The organism is Paenibacillus oryzisoli (assembly GCF_050467285.1).
Lineage (GTDB): Bacteria > Bacillota > Bacilli > Paenibacillales > NBRC-103111 > Paenibacillus_E > Paenibacillus_E oryzisoli_A.
On the sequence record NZ_JBCMUN010000026.1, the window covers coordinates 41267 to 60978 of the forward strand.

Below are 19712 nucleotides of genomic sequence, written 5' to 3' on the forward strand. Positions count from 1 at the left end.
TGTTAAATTGAGGCCGCGCGAGGTGGAAGCAGCAGCGAGCTTCTGGCTTGTTGTATGCGAACGAGAGCTGACGAGCTGTGGGGACGCATCAGCCTGCTGATTCCTAAACCACAGCGTCTATTTAGCTTAAAATTCGCTATTTCAAATTGTAATGGTTGCTGCAGACCGTATTTGTTCAAAAACGAGCGAAACCTGGCCAGCTTGGCCCCAATAGGCGCCGCTGCAACCGTTAGCCCTGGAAAGGTGGCGCTTTGCGCCAAATAGGCACCAAGGCGACCGTTAGCGATGAGGAGGCTGGTCCCCAAGCCCAATGTTGTCAGGTTAAGGCGGCACACTGTGAGCTTTACATATACAACGATGGCAGCCAGACGGCATCAAGCGAGTTAAGCGGCCTGGCGTATCCATGAAATGGAAAACCTCCAGTTCGTTTCATCTGGAAACGGCTCTGGTGTTAGCTGAACTGGAAAATCTCCAGGCCATTTCAGCAGTTTGAAGCGAATTGCCCTTGCAAGGGCAATTGGACTGGAAGAATTCCAGTTCAGCACCCCGATTTCGGCGAAAATGCGCAAATGAACAGGAGAAATTCCATTTCATTATGCGGAGCGGCGGGCAGGTGATCGCGGCAGGCTCAGCGACGGCTCAGCGGTGGGTGGTCGGTGGCGAGCACAGTCCAGAATGTCAGGGTAAAGTGTCTCTTTATGAATAGCTTGCTTTCGTTATGCTTTTGTCCGTTCGCTCGCCATCCCGCTGCTTTCCCCATGATCAACCGTTTCGTGTGAAATACAACCTCGTTCCCCGACTAACACGCCTCCTGTCGGTTCCATACATCACTCTCTTCACCCCCGAAAATCCCCCACCTCCCTCTCTCCCAAGTTCTATTCTAGCAACGCACCTCATAAGCTAAGGCATACCCTATTCACCCTAGTAAACGCGCTATTGGAGGCTGCCTAGACTTATGTTCAAGAAAAGACGCGTCATCCGAAAAGAAGTCATCCTCTGGATGGCTGTTTGCCTATCTTCCATGCTGGCTGTCACTATTATCGTCCCCAGTTTGCTAGTCAAGAAGATTCCCAGCGGCGCCAGCGCCTACCCGGTCCCGATCGAAGGTGCGCAGCTGCAGGAAGCGGTCAGCGAGAAGGGGCTGATGATCCCCGTGTATCTGACGAAACAGGCCAAGATACAGACCGTGCCGCTGGAGGCGTATGTCAAAGGCGTGCTCGCCGCGGAAATGCCCGTCAGCTTTGAGCTGGAGGCGCTGAAGGCGCAGGCGATGGCTGCTCGCACGTATGTGGTGCGCCGGGTGATCGAGAAGGACTACAGCAATATGCCGGTGGACGATGCGCTGGTCACGGATACGACGGCGCATCAGGTGTACTTGACCGACGAAGAGCTGCGGGACAAGTGGGGCAAAAGCGACTACGAGACGAATATGGCCAAGATTGATAGAGCGGTCAGCGAGACGAAGGACAAGATTCTGACGTATAATCATGAGCCTATTAATGCGACGTTTTTTTCTACGAGCAACGGGTACACCGAGAATTCGGAAGACTATTGGCCGTTCAAAAGCCCCTACCTGCGCAGCGTCGCCAGCCCGTGGGACGAGAAGCTCTCCTCTCATTACAAGGAGACGGTGACGCTGAGCTATAAGACCCTGCTGCAAAAGCTGGGCGTTCCCAGCATCTCTACGATCGACGGCAGCGCCAAAGGCATGAAGGTGCTCACTTGGTCGGACGGCCACCGGATCAAATCGATGACCATCGGCGGCAAGGTGTTCACCGGCCGGGAGGTGCGAGAGAAGCTCGGACTCGCTTCCTCGCAATTCTCGTGGAAATGGTCGGGTTCGCAGATTGCGATTACGACGTACGGTTACGGGCACGGCGTCGGCCTCAGCCAATGGGGCGCGGACGGCATGGCCAAGGAAGGGAAGACGGCAGAGCAGATCGTAACCTACTATTACACAGGCATTTCTATTGAAAATGCGACGCCGTTTATCCGCAAATCCTGACGGGATCACGTTTCTATAAAAATATCTTTTTGGAAAAGTATAAAACCTTGAATTGTGTCAAGAATGGTTGATGAGGTGATAACCATGAATGATCAAAACAAAGGTTTTCAAAAAGAAGAAGCTCCTAAAACTGTTCAAGGAGCACAAAGTTCAACATCTGCATGGAAGAGGCTGCTTGCAAAGAAATGGGTATTTCCAGCGACATACGTGGCTGCGGCAGCAATTATCTTAACCTTAATGTGGGTGTACCAGGATGCAGGGACCAAAACAGTCAGCCAAGAAGATCTGGGCATTAAGGTTAGCAGCGAGGATGTAGGTACTGACAATCCAATCGCACCGAAAGACGGAGCAGTTGCTGTAAATGCGCAAGCCGAGACGATGCAATGGCCAGTGAAAGACAGATCGCTGGTTGAAGTGGGAGTTCCGTTCTATGACACCAACGCAACGAATGAAGTGAAGCAAGCGGCGATGATTCAATACGGCGATCAACTGACGCCGCATACCGCAATTGACTTGAAAGCCAAAGACGGCGCAGCGTTCGACGTTCTGGCAGCACTAAGCGGCAAGGTAACGGCGGTGGAAAATAATCCGGTCGTCGGCAATCTTGTCGAAATCACCCACAGCAATGGGCTCATCTCCGTATACCAAAGCTTGGCCGACGTGAAAGTGACGAAGGGCGCTGAGGTGAAAAAGGGCGATGTGATTGCGAAAGCAGGCCGCAACGATTTCGAGAAAGAGGACGGCGTTCACTTGCACTTTGAAGTGCGTCAAGTGAGCGACAACGCAGCCGTCAATCCGGAAACGCTGCTGAACGCGAAGCAATAAGCGCAAATCAGTTTCACAAGATGAGGCCGTAACGGCCTACATATAGCAGGGCAGCGGGAGAACTTTTCCTGCTGCTTTTTTGCTCGTATCGGCACACAGATCCCTCGAAGCGAAGGAACTTTGGCACGCTTGTCCGCCGCGAAAATGACGCCAAAAGCGGGATTTCTGGGTTTATTTTGAAAATAAATATGGGAATTCGGCTCGTCAGGCTTGGCTACGTAGAATATCTAGTCATGCCCCTCATATACTTTACCAAACTATCTCGAGTAGGGAGGCGAGGGGAGTGCACGATTACATCAAAGAGCGGACCATTAAAATTGGGACCTGTATCGTCGAGACCAAGAACACGGTTCGTACGATTGCGAAGGAATTCGGCGTTTCCAAAAGCACGGTGCACAAGGATTTGACGGAAAGACTGCCGGAAATCAACCCGGACCTGGCGAATCAGGTGAAGCATATTCTGGAATATCACAAGTCCATCCGTCACCTTAGGGGAGGGGAAGCGACCAAGATTAAGTATCGGAAGACCCGGAGCCCAAAGCAATCCGAGAATCTGGTTACGGTTAAGTCCTAAACGCTCACCCTTCATCCCGTTGACTTCCTGAATCTGGCGCTGTCGAAATTTAACGGAAAAAGAGGAATTAATGCATTTATCGCGAATTTAGCTTATAATTAGAACTGACTATCAGAGCGCCGATTCTTCACGGGATGGACGATAAGGTTTAGGAGGATTATTGGAAAATGTTCAGCAAGGATATTGGGATAGATCTCGGCACGGCGAATGTGCTGATTCATGTGAAAGGTCGCGGCGTTGTGCTCGACGAGCCTTCCGTAGTTGCCATTGAAAGCGATACGAAACGCGTGCTGGCTGTCGGTGAAGAAGCGTTCCGCATGGTCGGTCGCACACCCGGCAACATTATCGCAATCCGTCCGCTGAAGGACGGCGTTATTGCGGACTTTGACATTACGGAAATGATGTTGAAGCATTTTATTGCAAAAATTGGGGGCAAGAACTGGTACTCTCATCCGAGAATCCTGATTTGCGCCCCAACCAACATTACGTCGGTTGAGCAGAAGGCGATCCGTGAAGCGGCAGAGCGCAGCGGCGCCCGGGAAGTATTCATGGAAGAAGAGCCGAAGGCGGCGGCGATTGGCGCCGGCATGGACATCTTCCAACCAAGCGGCAACATGGTTGTAGATATTGGAGGAGGGACGACGGATGTAGCCGTGTTGTCCATGGGCGACATCGTCACCTCCTCTTCCATCAAGATCGCCGGCGACAAGTTCGACATGGCGATTATGAAGTTTATCAAGAATAAGTACAAGTTGTTGATCGGTGAACGGACAAGTGAAGATATTAAACTCAAGATCGGGACGGTATATCCACACGGCAGAGATCAGGAGATGGATATTCGCGGAAGAGACATGGTATCCGGCCTACCGCTGACGATTACGATTCATTCGAGCGAAGTGCAGGAAGCGCTATGGGATCCGGTTTCCTCCATTGTGACGGCTGCCAAGAGCGTACTGGAGCGGACGCCGCCTGAGCTTTCGGCGGATATTATTGATCGCGGCGTTATTTTGACAGGCGGAGGCGCCTTGCTTCACGGCCTGGATCAATTGTTGGCGGATGAGCTGAAAGTGCCGGTGCTGATCGCCGAAGATCCGATGTCCTGCGTCGTTAAAGGGACAGGCATTATGCTGGACAACCTCGATAAAGTGTCCAAGCGCAAGATGGGCTAATCAATCATCAGACTACCCAAGAGGTGAAACCATGTTAAGAGGACTGTACACCGCGGCCGCAGGAATGATCTCCGAGCAGCGCAGACACGATACGATTACGAACAATATCGCCAACCTGAATTCGCCGGGCTTCAAGCAGGGCAACTCGCTTTCCCGCTCGTTCCCGGAAATGCTCATTTCTACGATTCGCGGTGGACAAGGTGCCTCTACGGCACCGCTGGGGAAAATGAGTTTAGGCGTGTTCTCCGAGGAGAACATCGCGATACATACGCAGGGCGATTTGCAAGAAACGAAAAATCCGTTCGACTTTGCCCTGGTATCCAACATTCAAGTGCCAGGTATGACCTTTGATGCAACGGGCAAATACGTCGACGCGAATGGCGATCGCACGTTCCAGCCACAGGCGCTGTTTACGGTGTTAAATGCGAATGGCGAGCCGCGGTATTCCCTGAACGGGAAGTTTACTGTGGACAACATCGGGCAGCTTGTGAACGCCAACGGCAACCAGGTGCTTGGCCGCGATGGGCAGCCGCTGGTACTGATGGACACAAACGGCGAGCCGATTGCGAACTTTAAAGTGACGGACAAAGGGGAATTCCTCGACAGTGACGGTCGTCCGATTCTCGGCGCGAACGGCCAGCCTATCGGTCTCATGCTCTCGCGGGCAGAGAATCCGAATCTGCTGCTGCGCGAAGGGAATGGGCTGCTGCGCATTAATCCGGGCGATGAAGCGACGGTTACGCAAGTGGCGCCAGGCGATCAAGTGGAAGTGCGCCAAGGCTTCATCGAGCGTTCGAACGTGGATTCGGCACAGTCGATGGTCGACATGATGTCGGCGCTCCGCGCGTATGAAGCGAATCAGAAGGTTATTCAGTCGTATGATAAAAGTATGGACAAAGCAGCGAACGACGTCGGACGCGTCTAATCTAGCTGGCGAAGGGGCTCACCATGAACAATTCCATGATTAACTCATCGGTATCCATGCACAGCTTACAGCAAAAGCTGGATATTCTCTCCAACAACATTGCGAACGTCAATACCAATGGTTTTAAAAAGAAGGAAGCGTCCTTCGAGGACGTCTTGACGAATGTGAGTGCGCAGCCGGAAGGATTCCGTCAGCAAGGGCGTTTCTCCCCGCTGGGGTTCAACCAAGGTTGGGGCTCGAAGCTGGTGCAGATCCAGACGGATTTGGCTCAGGGGCCGATTCAGCCGACGAACAATCCGACGGATTTTGCAATCCAAGGGGATGGGCTGTTTGAGGTGTCCGTCAGCAAGGTGGACGAGAACGGCAATCAGGTGTTCCAACCGGCCTGGACGCGCAACGGCGCATTCAGCCTGAGCCCTGACGGGCAGGGCGGCAAGGTGCTGACGACCAAAGAGGGGCATTTCATCAACGGGATTGACGGCGAACCGATCCGGGTTCCGGTCGGCTACCGAGCGGTTGTGGGCCAGGACGGTACGATTCTGGGATACAATGAACAGGATCCGGCGGCCGAGCCGATTCCGGTCGGGCAGATTAAGCTGGTCCGCGTCGTGCGGCCGCAGCTGCTTCAAGACGTGGGAGATAATCTCTACACACTTCCAGCTGCGCTGACGGTTGCGGAGAAGGCGAACATTTTGCAGGACGTGAACGGTCTTGCAGCGAAACCAGGGGCTCGGGTCAGCCTGATGCAGGGCTATCTGGAGCAGTCGAACGTTACGCTCTCCGATGAAATGACGGACCTGGTTATCGTCCAAAGAGCGCTTCAGCTCAATTCCCGAGCGATTACATCTTCAGATCAGATGATGAACATAGCGAATAACTTACGCGTCTGATTGCAAGAAAGGAAGGGATGGGCGCAATGGCAGACAAGCCGGCTCAAGCGGAACGAAAGAAGAAAAAGCCGAGGCCGAGATGGCAGCACATCCTTTGGATTATTTTCAAAATCGTACGGATTCCCGTACTTTGCGTGCTGGCCGTCTATATCGGCCTGTATATTGGATATACAAAGCTCGGCCATCAACCGTCGGGAGAAATTCTTCATATCAGTACGTGGCGGCATTTATACGATCTCGTTTTTGCGAATTAATTCGAACTCCCGTACGGGAGTTTTATTTTTATCATGGTAACGGTATAATGATGGAAGGCTGGGAACTGTCAAATATCGGATAACGAAGGCACAGGAGGCGTACCTTGAATTTACCGAATATGCTTACCCTTAGCAGGTTTGTTCTGATTCCCATTTACCTGGTGCTGTTTTTTAACGGCCATATCCGGACCTCCTTTGTTATCCTGATTCTAGCCGGGTTAACGGACATTCTTGACGGCTATATTGCGAGAACGCGCAAGCTCATTACCCCTATGGGCGTGATGCTCGATCCGCTGGCCGATAAATGTATGATGATCGCCGTGATTCTCTCGCTGCTGATCTCGCAGATGATTCCGTGGCAGGCGGCAGCCGCCATGTTCATTCGTGACGCGGGCATGATTATTGGCTCGGCGTTCTTTCATTTTAGAGGAAAATTAACGGTGCCGGCGAATGTTATGGGGAAGCTGACGACCGTTCTCTATTACTTCGCGATTTTGTTCATCGTGTTTGAAGCCTCATTTGCGCTGGTCTACCTGTGGTTCGTGATTGGCGTATCCTTCCTCACGTCCTTTATTTATATAGGCCAGTTCCTGCTGCTCAATCGCAATACGAACCGGAACACCGGTATGTGAACATGTTAAAAAGAGCCTATGTAAGGGCCTGCCAAGCAGGCTTTTACATAAGCTCCCCTTATATCAACCCCTCACGTCTGCAGGGCATGAAGGGACAACCCTATTGTAGGTCATTGCGCCCCATTTTATGCAAGTAATTGAAAGGAGATCACCTGTACCATGCTAGATATTAATCAAATCCAAGAGATCATTCCGCACCGTCCGCCATTCCTGCTCGTTGACCGCATCCTCGAGGTGGAAGAAGGCGTCAGAGCGGTAGGGATTAAGAATGTTACGATGAATGAGGAATTTTTTAAAGGACATTTTCCGGGCTATCCGGTCATGCCGGGGGTGCTGATTCTGGAAGCTCTCGCGCAAGTTGGCGCTGTAGCTGTCCTGTCGATGCCGGAATATCGGGGCAAAATCGGCCTTTTCGCCGGAGTTGACGGTGTGCGTTGGCGTCAGCAGGTCGTGCCGGGAGATACGCTTACGCTGGAAATGACGATTACGCGCGCGAAAGGCACGATTGTGAAAGGCAACGCCGTAGCCAAAGTTGGCGACAAAGTCGTAGTCGAAGGCGAATTAATGTTCGCCCTAGCTAATAAATAAGAGAGAACCTAAAGGAGATGAACCTGCGACGATGACGCGTGTACAAACGGAGTATCAATTATGGCTTCAAGATCCTGCTGTGGATGAGCAAACGAAACAAGAATTGCTGGCTATTGGATCAGACGACAAGGAAATTGAAGATCGCTTCTATAAAGATCTTGAATTTGGGACAGGCGGACTTCGCGGGGTCATTGGCGCCGGAACGAACCGGATCAATGTGTATACCGTTGGCCGGGCAAGTCAGGGTCTCGCGCAATTCGTGAAAGGGTCAGGCACTGCGGAGCCGGCGATTGTACTTGCTTACGACTCCCGCCATATGTCGCCGGAGTTTGCGCTGGAGGCTGCGCTTGTCTTTGCAGGCAACGGCATTAAAGCGTATTTGTTCTCGACCTTGCATGCGACGCCGCAGCTTTCTTTTGCTGTGCGCTATTTAAAAGCGACAGCTGGTGTCGTCGTAACGGCGAGCCATAATCCGCCCGAATACAACGGGTACAAAGTGTATGGCGCGGACGGCGGCCAGCTTGTACCGGAGTATGCGGAGCAAGTCATTGCGCAGGTACAGAGTATCGACTCTTTTGATAAAGTGAAAAAGCTGTCCCAGCAGGAAGCGGAAGCGCAAGGGCTGCTTGTGTGGCTGGGTGAAGATGTCGACCAAGCCTACATTAAGGCGGTTACGGCTGTGAGCCAAAATCCGGACGTGATTCGTGAAATCAGCGGCGATTTCCGTATTGTGTTCACCCCGCTGCATGGGACCGGCAACGTTCCGGTGCGTGAAGTGCTGAAAGCCGTAGGCTTCAGCCAAGTGCAAGTCGTCGCTGAGCAGGAGCTGCCGGATGCGCAGTTCTCGACCGTGAAGTCGCCGAATCCGGAAGAGCGCGAAGCGTTCACGCTGGCGATCGCGCAGGCGAAAGCCTGGGACGCCGACATTATTATCGGGACGGATCCGGATGCAGACCGCATGGGCGCAGTTGTGAAGGACACGAACGGTGAGTACGTCGTGTTGACCGGCAACCAGTCCGGCGCGCTGATGGTGCACTATTTGCTGTCCTCCATGAAAGAGCGGGGCAAGCTGCCGGCAAATGGCGTCGTCATCAAGACGATTGTGACGAGCGAGATGGGTGCGGTGATCGCGAACCACTACGGCATTCCGACGCTGAATACGCTGACCGGTTTTAAATATATCGGGGAAAAAATGTCGCAGTTCGAAAAGTCCGGTGAGCATACCTACTTGATCGGCTATGAAGAGAGCTACGGCTACCTGGCCGGCGATTATGCACGCGACAAGGATGCGGTTATTGCTTCGATGCTGATTGCAGAAGCGGCCGCTTATTATAAGAAACAAGGCAAAACCTTGTATGAAGTGCTCCAAGAGCTGTATGGTTCTTTTGGTTACTTTTTGGAAAAACTGGAATCAAGAACACTCAAAGGCAAAGACGGCGTAGAGCAAATCGGCCGCATGGTGGAAGCATGGAGAACGAATCCACCGGTGGAAATTGGCGGTACGCGCGTCACATCGATGGAAGATTTTGCACAAGGCTTGTATGACTTGCCGAAGGAGAATGTGCTGAAGTTCAAGCTGGAAGACGGATCCTGGTTCTGCCTGCGTCCGTCGGGCACGGAGCCGAAAATCAAATTTTACTTCGCTGTACAAGGCAAGACAGAAGCCGCGGCTACGCAGCAGTTGAACGGAATTATTCAATATGTCCTTACGCGTGTAGACGGATAGAACAATAGGCATGGAGAACCTCTTCAGAACCGGAGCGGGGGATGGGTCGTCTAAATGAGTAGCAGATCACAGCATCTGTCAGCTTTGCGGGCGTCCGTCTCCTGCTTGCGGGGTCGGAGAGGTTTTCGAATGTATACGGGCGTTCCCCGGTAAAGGAAAAGTAAATGCTCTAAGGAGTGGACATCGCGTGAATTGGTATCAAACCTGGAATAACCCTCTCAAAAATCTGCTGTGGTGGCTCGTCATCATTGGCATGCTCGGGTCTTTGCCTCTGGCGTATATGCGCCATGAGACGGAGACGTCGACGAAGAACGTGGAGTTTGTTTTTGACTATCGCGATCTTTTGGATATTGCGGATTTGCAGACAAATCCACAAAAGTTCGTTCAGGATCAGTTGGGTAATATGAAAGCTGCCGGCATCGGCTCGATGGCGGTGTATGAAAGCACGCTGGCGGAATTCAAGGAAAGCCGCCGCATCGATCTGTACAACTCGCGTGAAGCGGCTGCGCTGACACAAACGTTTGGCGATCCGAGCGAGAACTTCACGTATCTTCTGTTTACGAACAACGAGGCGCAGCAGAAGCTGGAGCCGCTGATTCAGAAAACATTCGCCGACCTTGGCGTTGGCGTTAAGCCTTGGAGCTTTAAGAATCGGGGCGGCCTTGTCATTCAAATGAGCCAGGACGACGCGTCCATCAAAGCGATGGATCCGGACCCGATTGCGATGCAAATGCTGAAAGATCAAGGCTTCCAGCTCGTCGTTCGTTTATCGAACCACCGCGAATTCAAATCGAACGATATGGATCGTCTCCTCAAGCAGCTGCATGATTTGGGGGTTAAACGCATTATCGTCGACGGCAATGAGGTACCTGGGTATACCGAAGAGAATACCGAGGAGAATCTCAATAAAATGGCCGATTTGCTGAACAAATACGGCATGGGGCTTGCCGCGATCGAATTGCTGAAAGAGCCGCAGAAAGGGTTCAGCACGCTGGCCAAGCAGACGAATTACAACGTGGTACGTCTGCACTCGTTTACGGAGAAAGACGGCGAGAAGCTGACCGAGCCGCTTAAGAAATCCGAGCTGGAGGGTCGTATTCAAGGCGTTTCCGATCGTTTTGTGCTGGCGGTCAAAGATCGCAATATCCGGATGGTGTTCATCAATGGACATGCCGTGAAAAGCTTGGACCGCGCCAAAGTGGTCGACCCACTGTCGGCTTACTATGAGAGCTTGACCGGAACAGACGGCGCGATTCCGCGCATTGAGAAGTTCGGCTTCAACCTGGGGCCGGCGCAAGCGTTTGAGGTGCATACAACGTCCTGGCAAAAGGTTGCCCGCGTCTTCCTTTTGATCGGCGGCCTTAGCCTTGTGGTGTTGATGTTGTCTTTCTTCATCCCGGAAGGGACGCTCATCTTCTTCGTACTGGGTTTGATCGGACTTGTGGGCGTACACGTGCTCTCCGCGAATTTGTACGCACAGGGTCTTGCCCTTATGACGGCGATCTCGGCACCGAGCGTAGCGGTTATGCTGGCGATTCGCACCGTGCGTTCCGGCGCTTCGGCCAAGTGGAAGTCCGGCATCGGCTTCGGCCTCTGGCTACTGCTGCGGACGTCGCTCATTTCGCTGATCGGCATCGTATATGAAGTTGCACTGCTTAATCACATCACGTATTCGCTCGTACTGCAGCAATTCCGCGGCGTCGGCATGCTGCACCTGCTTCCGATTGCGATTGCGGGGCTGTATCTCCTGTTCTTTAGTGAGAATAATACGTATAGCGAGAAGTTGGCGAATATTCGCCGCATTCTCTCTTCCTATATTAGTGTACTTTGGATCGTCATTGCCGGCGTTGGCTTGGCGGCTGTGTATTACTACTTGTCCCGTACAGGCAACGAAGGCCAGGCGTCTACCGTAGAAAAACTGTTCCGTTCTTACCTGGAAAACACGATGGGCGTCAGACCGCGGACGAAAGAATTCCTCGTGGCGCATCCGATTTTCGTGCTTGGCGGCTACTTGGCTGTCCGTTATCGTCATGCGGTGTACCTGCTCTTTATCGGCGTTGTCGGCCAACTGTCGCTCGTTGACACGTTCGCACACTTGCATACGCCGCTGCACATTTCGCTGCTTCGTATTTTTTACGGTTTAGTGATCGGCGCGATTATCGGTCTCATCCTTTGCGCTGCATGGGAAATTGTCGCAAGGAGTTGGAAACGATGGGTCAAGCCCCAGTTGTTAAAATAGCGCTGTCGGGCTATTACGGCTTCGATAATAGCGGCGACGAGGCGGTGCTGCAGTCGATTCTTCTCGCCCTGCAGGAGCAGGGTCAAGCGCAAGGCGTGCAGATCGAGCCGATCGTGCTGTCGGCGAATCCGGCCAAAACGTCTGCGATGTACGGCGTCCGCGCCGCGCACCGCATGCGGCCGGGGGACCTGCTTCGCACGCTGCGCGAAGCGGACGGTCTCATCAGCGGCGGCGGCAGCCTGCTGCAGGATGCAACGAGCGCCAAGACGATTCCGTATTACTTGGCGGTATTGAAGCTGGCGCAAATGTTCGGCAAGCCGACATTTGTGTATTCGCAGGGCATCGGGCCGGTGAACCGGCCGATGTTCTTTGGCTGGATCCGCAGCGTGTTTAAGCGCTGCGCGGTGGTGACGGTCCGCGACCAGGAGTCCGCGGACTTGCTCGGGCAGATGCGGCTCCCGCAGGAGCGCATCACGGTTGTGCCGGACCCGGTGATGGGCCTGCCGCTGCGTGCGGATGCACGCGGAGGGGCCGGCTCGTCGGGGGGCGGGGGTTCGGACGCGGCTGCGCCGGCGTCCGGCCGTGCGGTGCGGACGGTCGGCGTGTCCGTCCGCTTCTGGAACGCGGATCGCTCCGAGCTGGAAGCTCTCGCGCGGTCCTTGGCGCTTTTGCTCGCCGCACGCCCGGAGGTGCGGCTGCGGTTCTTGCCGTTCCACCTCCCCTCGGATGAGGTGGCGTCGCAGTTCGTGATCGACCGGCTGGGCGATCACGGGGCAAGGGCGGAGCTGGTGCGAGGGATCGAGCACCCGCAGGACATGCTCGCGCAGGTCGCGGGGTGCGACCTGCTGATTGGGATGAGGCTGCATTCTTTGATCTATGCAGCCTCGCAGTTTGTGCCGATGGTCGGCATCTCGTACGATCCGAAGATCGACCAGTTTCTCCATCGGCTCGGGATGAAGGCCGCGGCATCGACGTCGGCGTTCGATGCCGACAAGTTCTTCGAGGAGGCGCTGCGTCTCCTCGATGGCCGCGACCAGTGGGCGGCTGCTTCACGCGCCGCCATCGAAGCCTTGAAAGCGCAGGCCCAATTGCCCGCGCAGCGGATCGCCGCTTTTTACAAAAAGCAACCATTTTGAACCCTACAACGTCAATAATAAGGAAGAGATAGCATGAGTACGACATCTTTTATGTCCGGGTCTGCCCAGACTGCGGAGCAACCCTTTCCGAAGGTTCGCATCTACGGCGTGCCTTTCTCCAAAATGAGCATGCGGCAAACCGTCGAATACTTGACCCGCGCGATTGAGAGCCGCAAGCCGCATCAAGTGGTAACGGCCAATCCGATTATGGTGATGGCGGCGCTGGACGATCCCGCGTACCTCCGCATGATGCAAGGTGCAGACTTGATTGTGCCCGATGGCACCGGCGTCGTCTGGGCAGCGAATTATGTGGGCCAGCCTGTCGCGGAGCGGGTGCCTGGCTATGATTTGATCCATGAGTTGATGAAAACCGGAGGGCCAAAAGGCTGGAAGGTGTTCCTGCTCGGCGCTTCTCCTGAGGTGATTGAGGCGGCTGCGGACCGAATCCGTACGTTGTACCCGGACGTTAAACTCGTCGGTGTGCGTGACGGATATTTCAAAGATCCGCAGGACGAAGAGGTCATCGCGCAAATTAGGGCCGCTGGGCCGGATATTTTGCTCGTCGGACGTGCTGCGTCGAATCAAGAGCCTTGGATCGCCAAATACAAGGAAAAGCTCGGCGTGCCGGTCATGATGGGCGTCGGTGGAAGTTTTGATGTGCTTTCGGGCAAGCTAAAAAGAGCGCCTATCGTTTTCCAAAAATTGCGTCTGGAATGGTTTTACCGCCTTCTGCAAGAGCCTTGGCGCTACAAGCGAATGCTTCTGCTGCCGAAATTCGCAGTGAAAGTGATGCGCGATAAAGATAACGTCACAAAATGATGAAAAATTTTCTGAAAACTGCCTGAAAACGGTCATTTCAGTGGAATTTAGCAGTAGTATTTGTGGACAAATGGGAGTATAATTCATTTCGGCGGTCATCTGCCACCCATGACAAGAGGAGCTGTGAAGAAGACATGTATGGATTATATGTGATAGGGTTTGTCGCAGCGTTGATTATTGCGCTATTGCTTACACCCCTGGTCAAAAAATTTGCCTTTTGGGTAGGCGCGGTTGATGCCCCTAACCAACGCAAGGTACATACGCGAATTATGCCGCGTCTTGGCGGGCTAGCTATTTTTCTCGCTTTTGTCGCTGCATACTTTATCGTCTCTCCGGCACTCGATGCGCTGAACTCGAATGCAGCCTACGGGTTGCTGCTCGGCGGTCTGGTGATTGTGGTGACAGGAGCGCTGGATGATCGTTTTCAACTTTCACCCAAATGGAAAATGCTCGGCCAACTGATTGCCGCGTGCATCGTTGTTGCATTTGGCCTCAAAATTGACCTGGTCAACATTCCGTTCGGAACGACCAACCTGCCGATTGGCTGGCTCAGTATTCCGATTACGATATTCTGGATCGTTGGCGTTTCCAATGCGATTAACCTGATTGATGGCCTCGACGGCCTGTCTGCAGGGGTATCGGGGATTGCCACGACAACGATTCTTATCCTTGCCTTGATGATGGGCAATGTGACGGTTGTTCTGCTGTGCGTGATTCTGCTCGGCAGTATCTCCGGCTTTATGTTCTTCAACTTCCATCCCGCGAAAATTTTCATGGGCGATTCGGGTGCCTTATTCCTGGGCTTTGCCCTGGCGACCCTGTCGATCCTCGGCTTTAAGCAGGCGGCGGTTGTGTCCCTGTTGATTCCGATTATGATTCTCGGCGTTCCGCTGTCGGATACGTTCTTCGCGATGCTGCGCCGTTATGTGAACAAGCTTCCGATTTCCGCACCGGATAAAAGCCACCTGCATCACTGCCTGCTGCAGCTCGGTTTCAGCCACCGCGCCAGCGTGCTCATTATTTACGGCATTGCAGCGATGTTCGGCGGCAGCGCGGTCATCTGCTCCGTCTTTATTTCCCAGAACTCCACGTGGGGTCTGATTCTGATTATTATCGCGCTGTTCATGGGCATGCTCGTCGGGGCGGAAGCGATCGGCATTATTAGTAAAAGCCGCAAGCCGGTGCTGAGCTTCCTGCAGCGTCTGGTCGGTAAGCAAGTTCAAAGCGATGGGAAATAGCACTTTATCGTTGATTTTTCGAACCCAACCCTTGTGGTTGGGTTTTTTTTCAATTTTATGAAAAATTCGCTTCCTCTAAACATTTCCTCGGCTTTGACCGATAAGTAAATTACAACAACTTTTGGCGAAATACCGCGTCTAATACTGTAGAAAGCTGGAAGGAAAATGGAGGGATTGTCGAACGGTAGACATGAACGAGGCTTGCAGGTACATACAAATGCTAACCACATTTAGATAAACCATTAAGGAGGAACTTGCTTTGAAACGACTTCACACGAAACTGGCGAGCATTGTGTTGATCATGAGCTTGATGATCAGCCTTTTGCCTGCGATGTCGGCAAGCGCGGCTTCTACGCTTGTGATTAAGAACTTGTACACGGACACGGATAATGCTGGGCAGTCGACAGCGGCACCGCATGATACCAGTCTGGTGACTCGAGTTACCCAACTGCCGTTTACGTTGAACGTAGAAACGACAAACGTGACGGATTCCCAGATCTCATCGATTTATTTTGAGATTACCAATATGAACTCCGGTGCGGTGGTGACCGAGAAGAACAATAAGGCGCAGACTGTAAGCGCCAATTTGGTGAAATTCGAGAACATCCAACTGACCGAAGGTCTGAACAAAGTCGTCGTGTACCTGGGCGAATCCAATGCCATTGCATCAGCTCCGGGCTGGCTCTACTATGCGCCGACAACGAATTTGTCGGACATTACGGTCAATGATGTGCAACTGGAAGACGGCAAAATCTATCCGGTCGACCGCGGTCCGCTAAAAGCGGGTACGACGGGCATTCAGATCAAAACGAAAGCGTCTAATGCGAGCGCTGTTCAGGCGACCCTGACAGGAGATAGTTTGCCAAAGCAAGGTTTTAAGAGCAATGACGGCTATTTCTATTTCACAGGTGATGACAAGAATAAATCCTCTTCGACTTGCGCCTCGGTAACGAGCTTCTGTTTGACGCCAGGAGATAACATTATCAGCTTTACCGCGAGTAACGATACGAATAAGTATCAAGCGGTGAAAAAGCTGTGGTACGATAACGGGCAGCCGTTTGCGTTTAACGGGATAATTTCGGGCACTGTTGGCAGTGTTACAACTACCAAGGATTTGATTACTGTTCCAACGTTCCAAACGAGTGCGCTGACGTTTACGGCAGGCCTGAAAAGTGATTACGATTCGTCGGGCTCATCGTTGCGTTATCGTTATGTGGATGTTGCCGTGAATGATAGTGCCGTAGGTACGTTTGATTTGGCAAGTCTCTCAAACACATCAGATACGAATGTGACCGGAGCAACCTATAGCAGCACAAGTTCTTCTCTTACTCGTAGTCAAGAGTATGTTGTCAGAAACGTAACAGTAAGTATTCCTACACTCTCGAACGTTGCTCTGAATGAACAGCGCCTAACCTTTACATTCCGCGATATTGCGAATACTTTAGTTCCGGTTATTTCTGAGTACAAGTTTAAATATGTAGACCCTGCTAATCCTTATATTGATCATGCAACAATCAGCAACGGAACCGTTGAGAATACAATGAGTTTGACGGATGCTAATCAGGTCAATGAGTTACCTACAAAGGTGCATATTTATGCAAATGATAAGACGCTCGCTATTAAGGCGAAGGTAGATGGCGTTGATGTGCCGGTTAGTACACCTAGCGCAGTTTCCGGTTTAAACATGTTTGACGTAACTTTGCAAGGGCTAAGCGACGGCAACAAAACTCTGGCGATTGAACTTTATAGTGATTCGGCTGCTGCAACGCCGAAATACAGCACTACCGAATACAAATTGACAATCAGTAACGCGCCATACGTCATCATTAATAGCATTTCGAATAGCATGTCCATCAAAAACATCAAAAATTTAGCATGCGGCACAACCGAGGCTTGTATTTCCGGTCGTCTTGTGAACTTCTATCAGGATCCAGTTGTGAGCCCTGCTGTGCCTGTCAATAAAGTTGAAGTATTCATGAATGACGCACTAATCACATTAGACTCTCGTACAGGGACACCTGCGGATGCAACCTTGCCTTCATTTAATTCTTCTAATGTTTTTACAATACCATTGAAGAATTTTAATCCGGCTGATCTTACGAAAGTCCTAGTTGAAGGCAAAAATACGCTCAAATTTAAGATTTACGTAAATAATGTTTTCATTACTGAGCAATCTTATGATATCTATCTGTTCTCAACTGATGCTCCGCAATTTACTGCGATTAAGCCGGTAGAGAGCGGTACGACAGCAGGCATTCAATACACGCCAGGTACCAATCCGGATACGTACTCGACAACACAGCGTACAGTGTCCTTCAGCGGTATATTCAGCAGCTTAGACGCTGCTGGGGCAGCATCTCCGATTAAGGCACTGCAACTCGTAGTCCATACAAAGGATGCGAAAGGTAATGCCCTTGTGTATCAGCAAACGATTGGTAATGCAGTCGGCGTGATCGATCAAACTGCGAATTCTCAAACGGTAACCGCTAACGGCACGGACTTTTTCTCAGGTTTAACGAATACACAAGCTAGTCAAACCTTTACAACCAATGCATTCAAATTACTTGACGATTCCGACGTTATCTTTGAATTCCGAATCACCAACAACTCAAACATTACAGCTACTAGATCCATTACTATCACTAGACAGAACGTACCTTACACCGTCGTTCAGCCAATGCTGATCAAGAACGAAAAAGGCCAGCTGCAATCCAACATCAATAGCGACTTCTACAACGTTATTATTGAAGCGGAAAATGCGGACAGCGTTCTTTTCGGTAAAGACGAAGCAACGAAACGTACGGTGAATTCGGTTGACCAATACATGTATCAAGTCACCAATTTGAAAGCCGGCGCGAACGAAGTAAAATTCACAATTAATCGCAACGGCGCAAAGGTCAACGGCAGCTTCATTCTCTTCAATACGAACACAAATGTTCAAGGCGCGGAAACGCTGCAATTGATGAACTCCAAGTTCAAGCTCTTTAACAACGGGTTACAATTAACGTTCCCTAGAGACACCAAATTAATGAGAAACGTACCGGATAGCAACAATAACCAGTACATTTCCACTAGCCGTAAAATCTTGTTCGGTATCGCCGATACAGATGACGGTCGTGTCGATAAGACGTTGTATCCGGTAGCAAACGGCTATTTTAAATCCAAAATTAGCGTCAAAGTGCCGGAAGATACGTTCCACCCGGCAAGTAATCTCTACTATATGGATGCAGGTTTCATCCCGGCTCCGAACTCAACAACAACAACAGCCGATGATTTAACCAAAGGTCTCAACGGTACTGGCCAAGATCCTTATGACTCTTCCGTGAATGGCCGTGCCTATTTCAACCGTCTGAATGATGAAATCGTTGTTCCGACACAAGAGGGCCAATTGACCCTGCAGTTCGACCCTGCGATCCGTCAGGATGCAGGCAAATATATCACGGTATTCTTCTATGATATTTATGCGAACTATGCCAATACGACCGACTACGGTTGGAAAAACCTTGGCGGTGTCGTAGATACGAAAAACAACACCATCACGGTACCGTTCCGGAAGTTCGGTTACTATCAAGTTATGTACATGGACCGCAGCTTTGACGATATGACGGGTCACTCTTTTGCTCGTAACGAGTTGGAGACACTATACTCCAAAGGCTTAATGAAGGCGAAAACAACCTTCTCCTTCGGTCCGAACGATTACATTACCCGCGGCGAGTTTGCGCAGATTCTCGTGAAGATCTTTAAGCTTCCACTTAACTATGCAGGCAACTCTACGTTCTCCGATGTACTCAAAATCGACAATGCCGTCGGCATGCTGTACGACTACAAGTATATCGAGACCGCGGCGCGCGCCGGCATCATCCGTGGCCAGGCGAGCAACCGTTTTAACCCTAGCGGCTCTATTACGCGTCAGGACGCCGCTGTGATGATTGCACGGGCGGCTGAGATGAAAATGAACACCGACCTTGCTAAGTCGCTTGCAACGCTTCAGAAGACGTTTACGGACGCCGACAACATCGAGTCCTACTCGAGACCAGCTGTCGAAGCTGTCGCGAAGGCAGGCCTCATCGAAGGCATCGAGAACACACTCGTAGCCGGACAAAAGAAATCCACTGTCCGCTTCGACCCAACTGAGCTGATGACACGTGCTCAAGCCTCCATTATCGGCTACCGCGTGATGAAGCAGCAGAAGATGGTTCCTTAATTTAATTTATGAAAAAGCCCAGCTTACCAATAATGGTAGCTGGGCTTTTTGTTGATTTCATTCTTCAGTAATCCTTCAGTTAACATTTAGTTTCTATTAAGCTTTACTTCGAATTTCCTTTACAAACGGCCGCTAAGATGGACTTGTAAGTAGTCCGAATGGGCTTTGAGGGCAGACGCTCACTTGGAAAATACTTAGCAATGAAAGAATGAATAGAGTATCGTATACTAAGTTTGTAGCCGAGGTGATAGACGCGAAGCTACACGATGATCTATCAAGTGAGTCGCAAGTGATTCAGTAGTTGTCCCATTGGTTATAAGTTTTTATAACAAAAAACTTCAAAATACAGGAGGAAACACACTCTTATGAAGAAAACATTATCCGTAGTTCTTACATCTGCTATGGCATTCTCGATGTTCACCGCAGTTGCTTTCGGTAAAAACTCCGATGATTTCACAGATCTGAAGGATCTTGACGCTGCAACGAAG

15 protein-coding genes are annotated in these 19712 nt (G+C 51.5%); all 15 read left to right on the forward strand.

The features are described from left to right. Positions 1–955 precede the first annotated feature (955 nt). On the forward strand, positions 956–2005 hold the full coding sequence (gene spoIID / locus ABE504_RS30695) for a stage II sporulation protein D (protein ID WP_430096326.1): 1050 nt from the start codon (positions 956–958) through the stop codon (positions 2003–2005). Positions 2006–2089: 84 nt separating this feature from the next. Next, positions 2090–2830, forward strand: coding sequence for a peptidoglycan DD-metalloendopeptidase family protein (locus ABE504_RS30700; RefSeq protein ID WP_430096328.1), 741 nt, complete (start codon positions 2090–2092; stop codon positions 2828–2830). 283 nt (positions 2831–3113) lie between these two features. Further along, entirely contained in the window at positions 3114–3404 is a 291-nt protein-coding gene (gene spoIIID, locus ABE504_RS30705) for a sporulation transcriptional regulator SpoIIID (protein WP_126144923.1), read from the forward strand. A gap of 167 nt (positions 3405–3571) precedes the next feature. Then, entirely contained in the window at positions 3572–4573 is a 1002-nt protein-coding gene (locus ABE504_RS30710; protein ID WP_126144922.1) for a rod shape-determining protein, read from the forward strand. A 31-nt stretch (positions 4574–4604) separates the two neighbouring features. Beyond that, positions 4605–5498, forward strand: a complete 894-nt coding sequence (locus ABE504_RS30715; RefSeq protein WP_430096330.1) for a flagellar hook-basal body protein — start codon at positions 4605–4607, stop codon at positions 5496–5498. A 23-nt stretch (positions 5499–5521) separates the two neighbouring features. Further along, positions 5522–6388, forward strand: coding sequence for a flagellar hook-basal body protein (locus tag ABE504_RS30720; RefSeq protein ID WP_430096332.1), 867 nt, complete (start codon positions 5522–5524; stop codon positions 6386–6388). 26 nt (positions 6389–6414) lie between these two features. Next, on the forward strand, positions 6415–6642 hold the full coding sequence (locus ABE504_RS30725; protein ID WP_164716833.1) for a DNA-directed RNA polymerase subunit beta: 228 nt from the start codon (positions 6415–6417) through the stop codon (positions 6640–6642). A 104-nt stretch (positions 6643–6746) separates the two neighbouring features. After that, on the forward strand, positions 6747–7274 hold the full coding sequence (locus ABE504_RS30730; protein WP_430096334.1) for a CDP-alcohol phosphatidyltransferase family protein: 528 nt from the start codon (positions 6747–6749) through the stop codon (positions 7272–7274). A 159-nt stretch (positions 7275–7433) separates the two neighbouring features. Next, complete coding sequence (fabZ, locus tag ABE504_RS30735; protein WP_126144918.1) at positions 7434–7862, forward strand: 3-hydroxyacyl-ACP dehydratase FabZ; 429 nt, start codon at positions 7434–7436, stop codon at positions 7860–7862. Positions 7863–7893: 31 nt separating this feature from the next. Further along, the gene (locus ABE504_RS30740) at positions 7894–9588 is read left to right on the forward strand and encodes a phospho-sugar mutase (protein WP_430096337.1); all 1695 of its coding nucleotides are present in this window, start codon (positions 7894–7896) and stop codon (positions 9586–9588) included. A gap of 187 nt (positions 9589–9775) precedes the next feature. Beyond that, positions 9776–11827 carry a DUF5693 family protein gene (locus tag ABE504_RS30745; protein ID WP_430096339.1) on the forward strand — a complete coding sequence of 684 codons (2052 nt, stop codon included), beginning with the start codon at positions 9776–9778 and terminating at the stop codon, positions 11825–11827. Continuing rightward, positions 11800–12963 (forward strand): polysaccharide pyruvyl transferase CsaB, encoded by a 1164-nt coding sequence (gene csaB / locus ABE504_RS30750; RefSeq protein ID WP_430096341.1) that lies wholly within the window; start codon positions 11800–11802, stop codon positions 12961–12963. Before ABE504_RS30745 ends, csaB begins: the two co-directional genes overlap by 28 nt. Before the next feature lie 33 nt (positions 12964–12996). Then, the gene (locus ABE504_RS30755) at positions 12997–13782 is read left to right on the forward strand and encodes a WecB/TagA/CpsF family glycosyltransferase (protein WP_430096342.1); all 786 of its coding nucleotides are present in this window, start codon (positions 12997–12999) and stop codon (positions 13780–13782) included. A gap of 134 nt (positions 13783–13916) precedes the next feature. Next, positions 13917–15020 carry a glycosyltransferase family 4 protein gene (locus tag ABE504_RS30760; RefSeq protein WP_430096344.1) on the forward strand — a complete coding sequence of 368 codons (1104 nt, stop codon included), beginning with the start codon at positions 13917–13919 and terminating at the stop codon, positions 15018–15020. Between the two features lie 259 nt (positions 15021–15279). Beyond that, positions 15280–19224 (forward strand): S-layer homology domain-containing protein, encoded by a 3945-nt coding sequence (locus tag ABE504_RS30765; RefSeq protein ID WP_430096346.1) that lies wholly within the window; start codon positions 15280–15282, stop codon positions 19222–19224. Positions 19225–19712 lie beyond the last annotated feature (488 nt).